The organism is Streptomyces alkaliphilus (assembly GCF_014141535.1).
GTDB lineage: Bacteria > Actinomycetota > Actinomycetes > Streptomycetales > Streptomycetaceae > Streptomyces > Streptomyces alkaliphilus.
On sequence record NZ_VKHT01001417.1, the window covers coordinates 1 to 971 of the forward strand.

Below are 971 nucleotides of genomic sequence, written 5' to 3' on the forward strand. Positions count from 1 at the left end.
GAGGGGGATCGTTCGGAGTGGGTGGACTCCCGGGTCCTGGAACACGGTCCGGTGTTCGCCGCACGGGCGGTGATCGCGCTGTTCGAGGCCGATCCGCGGCGGACCCCGGCGGGGCGGGCGCCGGGGGAGGAGCCGTCGATCCCACCGGGATCGCCCGGGCCCACCGACGGGGAGCGGGTCCGACGAGAGGCGCTGAGGGCCGCCGAGCGGCTGCGGGGGCTGTTGGCCGTCGCCGGTCCGGACACCCGCGAGGAGGTGACCGGGGCGCTGGAGCCGCTGCGGACCACGCCGCTGCGCCGGGTGGTCGCCTCGTACCTGCTGCCGGACCGCACGGACTGGGCCGCCGAGTGTTGCGCGGAGGCGTCCCGCCCGGGCGGGTGCCCGGTGTTGGACGAGATGCGGTTGTGTGTGGTGGACACGCCGGAACACCTGGCGGCCCTCGGCTCCCGGGCCCGGCTGGACCCGGGGCGGTGGACACCGCAGCTGCTGGCCACGGTCGCCGACCGGGTGGGGACGGCGCTGGTGCCGGTGCTGGCCGGAATTCTCACGGACACCTCGGTGGACGCCAGGCGGGTGGGCACCGTGCTCGACCTGCTCGGGGAGCTTCCCTCGCGGGGCGCGGTGGACACCCTGCTGGATGTCGCGATCGGGCCGCGCGGGGTGGCGGCACGGAGAACCCTGATGGGCATGCTCTCCCGTCATCCGGTACCGGTGGCGGCGGCGCTGGCCGAGGCCGTGGCGGCCGATACGGCCTCCGAACGGTCGGCGATCGCCGAGGGGTTCCTGGGGTGCGCGTTGCGGGCACGGCCGGACCTCGGGGAGCGGCTCGTCCCCCGCCTGTCACCGGCGGCGCGCGCGGCGGTGCGCCACCCGACAAGCTTCCCGCGCCCCGGGCCGGAGGCGCCGGAGTCGGCTGTTCCGGCCTGCCTCCTCGAACCCCCCGGGAACGGAGGCGGGCGTGAGGGTGGGGG

At 76.8% G+C, this 971-nt stretch carries 1 pseudogene; it reads left to right on the plus strand.

Annotated features, from left to right (window positions below):
- Positions 1 to 21: 21 nt before the first annotated feature.
- Positions 22 to 971 (plus strand): annotated as a pseudogene (locus FNQ90_RS24840) (hypothetical protein); the annotation flags it as partial.